The 4781-nt window shown below is 33.4% G+C and carries 4 protein-coding genes and 1 rRNA gene; all 5 read left to right on the forward strand.

From position 1 onward, the window contains the following. Positions 1–331: 331 nt before the first annotated feature. Positions 332–526 (forward strand): hypothetical protein, encoded by a 195-nt coding sequence (locus tag P8H68_RS04370; RefSeq protein WP_366144929.1) that lies wholly within the window; start codon positions 332–334, stop codon positions 524–526. A 259-nt stretch (positions 527–785) separates the two neighbouring features. After that, positions 786–1598, forward strand: a complete 813-nt coding sequence (locus tag P8H68_RS04375) for an SDR family oxidoreductase (protein ID WP_300322112.1) — start codon at positions 786–788, stop codon at positions 1596–1598. 12 nt (positions 1599–1610) lie between these two features. Then, positions 1611–2768: a mannonate dehydratase gene (gene uxuA, locus P8H68_RS04380; protein ID WP_300322114.1), complete on the forward strand. Its 1158-nt coding sequence runs from the start codon at positions 1611–1613 to the stop codon at positions 2766–2768. A 3-nt stretch (positions 2769–2771) separates the two neighbouring features. After that, entirely contained in the window at positions 2772–4181 is a 1410-nt protein-coding gene (gene uxaC, locus P8H68_RS04385; RefSeq protein ID WP_300322115.1) for a glucuronate isomerase, read from the forward strand. Between the two features lie 529 nt (positions 4182–4710). Then, positions 4711–4781: ribosomal RNA gene (locus P8H68_RS04390) — 16S ribosomal RNA — on the forward strand; the annotation flags it as partial.

Raw genomic sequence — 4781 nt, forward strand, 5'->3', positions numbered from 1 at the left:
TGGAACGCCCTTTTGTATTAACCGATGACAATGGAAAACCTGTGATGCTATATGTTGCAGTGTCTGATAATGGTACAACTGGAAACATTGCCATTCCATTTGCGATTCAGTAGATTAGATAAAAGGGCATCATATTTTGAAAAGTGTATAGTCGTACGATGGTTTTCATCTGAGATCACAAGGAGTAACCTTGTTTTGGGACGTCAATTCCTCATCTGTGTTTTCGCTCATTAAGTAGGCCTTAACTAGCTGTTAATAAGGGGGAGTTGCGCTTAATTATGGGTTACTCCAGAACGAACGTTAGACTTTTGATATTAATCCCTATGAAAAGATGGATCTTTCTGAGAATAATCCCATACTCGTTGAAGAACAAAAATTAATCAATACCCATATATCTGTTGAAACAGAACATCCTTATCCTTTAGACCCAAAAGCGAAACCAGAGGTCCATAAGAAAAAAGGAAGCAAGCACAGACCAGGAAGAAAATCCGAAGCTTCTAAGAAGAAGAAAAAACGTTGGTATTAGAAATACTTTAGCAAACCCGATAAAATAAAATTTTATCGGTTTTTTTTGTGTGTAAGATTTTAGGTTTTACTTTTCAAGTAATTTAACTCTTTTGGATATTATGAGTGATGAGACCTAAATGGGCATGGAAAAGTAATAAAGAATAGAAAGAATAATGAAACATTGCTTTACGGTTGTTTAATTGAAAACTTTGTTAAATTAAAATTATATATATTTGTGTGCCCACACGAAAAGTTTTTGTGTTGGAAATTTTGAGAAAATGAATTTATTTGATTTAAAAGAAAAAGTAATGCTTATCACAGGTGGTTGTGGGGTGTTAGGCAATGGAATTGCCAGGTATTTATTACAGAATGAGGCTACGGTTATTTTGTTGCATTATAAAGAGAAACCCTTGCAGGAGTCTTTAGCTGATTTAAAAAAGATTAGTGGAAATGTAGATGGATTCGTTTGCAATGTTGTGGAAGAAAAAACGATGGAGTTAGTTTGTGATAAAATAATTCAAAAGTATGGTAAAATTGATGTGCTCATTAATGCAGCTGGAGGAAATAAGCCAGGTGCTACGGTTGGACCTGATCAATCCGTTTTTGATGTTGATATCGAACAATTTAAACAAGTGATTGATTTAAACCTGTTTGGTAGTATCATACCAACCTTAATATTTGGAAAAGCAATGGCTCTAACTAAAAGCGGAACTATAATTAATGTTTCATCAATGGCTGCGGATAGAGCAATAACAAGAGTTATGGGTTATTCAACATCCAAAGCAGCAATTGATAACTTTACAAAATGGATGTCTGTTGAATTGGCTCAAAAATATGGAGATGGGATGCGTGTAAATGCCATTGCTCCTGGTTTCTTTATAGGGAATCAGAATAGAGCTTTATTAACAAATAAAGATGGGAGTTATACGGATCGTGGGAATACGATCATCCAGAATACACCCATGAAAAGATTTGGAGAGGCAGATGAATTAAATGGAGCGATCCATTATTTGTGTTCTGAAGCTTCAAAATTTGTAACAGGAATAGTAATACCAATAGATGGTGGGTTTAGTGCATATAGTGGAGTTTAAAAAATAAAGATTATGAAGGAAACGTTTCGGTGGTTTGGTAAATCAGATCAGGTTACTTTAATGGATATAAAACAAGCAGGTGCCACTGGAGTGGTTACGGCTCTGCATCATATTTCGAATGGAGAAGTTTGGGAGGTTGATGAAATAGAAGAAGTTAAAAGAGAGATAGAAGGCGTTGGATTGGAATGGAGTTTCATAGAAAGTATTCCTGTTCATGAGAATATTAAATTGAAAAAAGGAGACTATAAAAAACGTATAGAAAACTACAAACAAAGCATAAGAAATGTTGCTCACTGTAATGTGAAAAACATTTGTTATAATTTTATGCCAGTGTTGGACTGGACAAGGACACAATTGTTTTGGGAATTAGAGGATGGAAGTACTGCTTTGAGGTTTGATAAGGTAGATATGGCAGTATTTGAAAAGTATATAATGGCTAGAGTTGGCTTGGAAAAAGATTATTCTCAAGAAGTTTTGGATAAGGCAAAAGATAGGTTCCAAACTATGACGGAACAAGATAAAAAGAATTTGGAGGATTCTATATTAAAGGGACTTCCTGGTACCGTAGATGATTTAACCATTCCAGTATTTAAGGAAATGATTTCAGAATATGAGCATATTTCTCATGATGACTTAAAGGACAATTTGTCTTATTTTTTAAATGAAGTCATTCCTGTCGCCGAAGAAAATGGGGTTGTGATGGCTATTCATCCGGATGATCCTCCGATGGATATTATGGGATTGCCAAGAATAATCAAATCAGAAAAAGATTTGGATGATTTGGTGGGGTTTGTAGATAGTCCATCCAATGGAATTACCTTCTGTACTGGTTCGTTAGGAGCTAACCAGAATAATGATCTGCCAAAGATGATTGAGAAATTCAAAGATAGAATTCATTTTTTACATTTAAGAAATGTAAAAAGGGAAGAAGATGGTAGTTTTTATGAGGACAATCATTTAGAGGGTTCTTCAGATATGTATGCTATAGTTCAATCTATTTTGAGAATTGAGAAAGAAAGAAATGTAGTTTTGCCAATGAGGCCTGATCATGGTCATCAAATGTTGTCAGATTTACAAACTAAAAACAATTATGCAGGTTATTCTGCAATTGGTAGATTAAGGGGACTGGCAGAATTGAGAGGTTTGAGCTTAGGGATTTCAAGAGCGTAAGAAATGGAGTTTAAAAAAAGCATAAGGTTTGATGTCGAGAATTTATTTCTTAATTCAGAAACTGCTAAAAAATTATATTTCGAGCATGCAGCTAAAATGCCGATAATTGATTATCACAATCATTTATCAGCAAAAGATATTGCAGAAAATAAACCAGTTAATAATATTACTGATGCTTGGTTGGCTAGTGACCATTATAAATGGAGAGCCATGCGCGCCAATGGGGTTCAGGAGGAATTTGTCACTGGTGATGTTGAAAAATTAGAGAAATTTGAAAAATGGGCAGAGACAGTTCCATATACTGTCGGAAATCCATTATTTCATTGGAATCAATTAGAGTTGAAGCGATATTTTGATATTGATGAAGTATTGCAGCCTTCTAATGCGCGTAGCATATATGATAAATGTAATAATGTTTTAGAAAAAATGACTCCAGCTTCTTTGTTGGAGCATATGAAAGTAGAGCTTGTGTGTACCACAGATGATCCAGCTGATTCATTGGAGCATCATATTTATATAGCTAAAGGTGATTTTTATACAACGGTATTACCTACATTTCGTTCGGATAATTTGTTTTTTATAGAAACCAATGGTTTTCAAGAGTATTTGAATAAACTTGAAACTGCCGCGGATATAATTATTGATGATCTAGATTCTTTATTGGAAGCAATAACGAGACGAATTGAGTTTTTTGATGAAGTTGGTTGTAAGATTTCTGACTATGGAATTACAGGAGCTTTGGTAGTTGAAGAAACAACTAAAGAAGAAGTGAAATCTATTTTTTATAAATTCCTAAACAAAGAAAATCTTTCGGATATCGAAGTAGCTAAATATAGAACCTATATATTATTGTTTTTGGCTAAGAAATATTACGAGAAGGATTGGGTACAACAATATCATTTAGGAGTTATTAGGAATAATAATAAAAGATTGACCGAATTGTTTGGGGCTGATGCAGGTTGTGATTCCATGGGTGATTATTCGATGGCAGAGCAGTTGTCAAAATTCCTAAATAAGTTAGATTATGAAAATACACTGACAAAAACTATTGCTTATAATTTGAACCCTGCCTATGATGAGGTTTTTGCAACCATGATGGGGAATTTTGCGTCGAGTGGAGTTCCAGGTAAAATGCAATGGGGCGCTGCTTGGTGGTTTTTAGATCAAAAGGAAGGTATTGAAAAGAATTTAAGAACCTTGTCAAGTTTAGGTTTGTTAAGTCGTTCTTTAGGAATGTTGACAGATAGTAGAAGTTTTTTATCTTTTCCTCGTCATGAATACTTTAGACGTATCCTATGTAATTTGATAGGAGATCAGATAGAAAAAGGAGAACTCCCTGATGATTTGAGCTTTTTTGGAAAATTAATAGAGGATGTTTCTTGTAATAATACGAAAGATTATTTTGGATTTTAATTTAAAGAGGACGTAAAGTCCTCTTTTTTTTGCCCTATTTTTTAATTCGTGATTTTTTATTAAATTAGTTGTCCTTTTTAAATAGCAGATTATTAGGGCTGTAAAATAGAATTTCAAAATAAAACCAAAAAAGGTTTAAAAAGTCATTGTTGTAACGATAAAAAGTTCTAGTTTTGCATCCGCTAAGGAAAACAGCTATTGTTGTTTTTATATAGGCAAGAGTTCTTTAAAATGCTGGTAAATTTAGAAGTTTAGAGTTTTAAAAAATAAATCAAATTTTATTTTTTTATAACGAAAAAAGGTTTTAGATTTGCAGCCGCTAACAAGCAAAGCTTGTTTAGTAAAAGAATAAGAAGTGATCACATAAGAGTGAATAACTTATAAGTTGTGATTCACAACGTTCATTGAAAATATTGAAATTGACAGCGTAAAATTAAAGATTAAATTACGTGTTTTTATTAACACGAATTCTGATTAGAGTAAGCTAGTATCGTATAAAAATAAGTCACTTCGGTGACTAAAAAAAATAACGATGAAGAGTTTGATCCTGGCTCAGGATGAACGCTAGCGGCAGGCTTAACACATGCAAGTCGAGGGGTA

It is taken from the genome of Flavicella sp. (assembly GCF_029238425.1).
Classification (GTDB): domain Bacteria; phylum Bacteroidota; class Bacteroidia; order Flavobacteriales; family Flavobacteriaceae; genus Flavicella.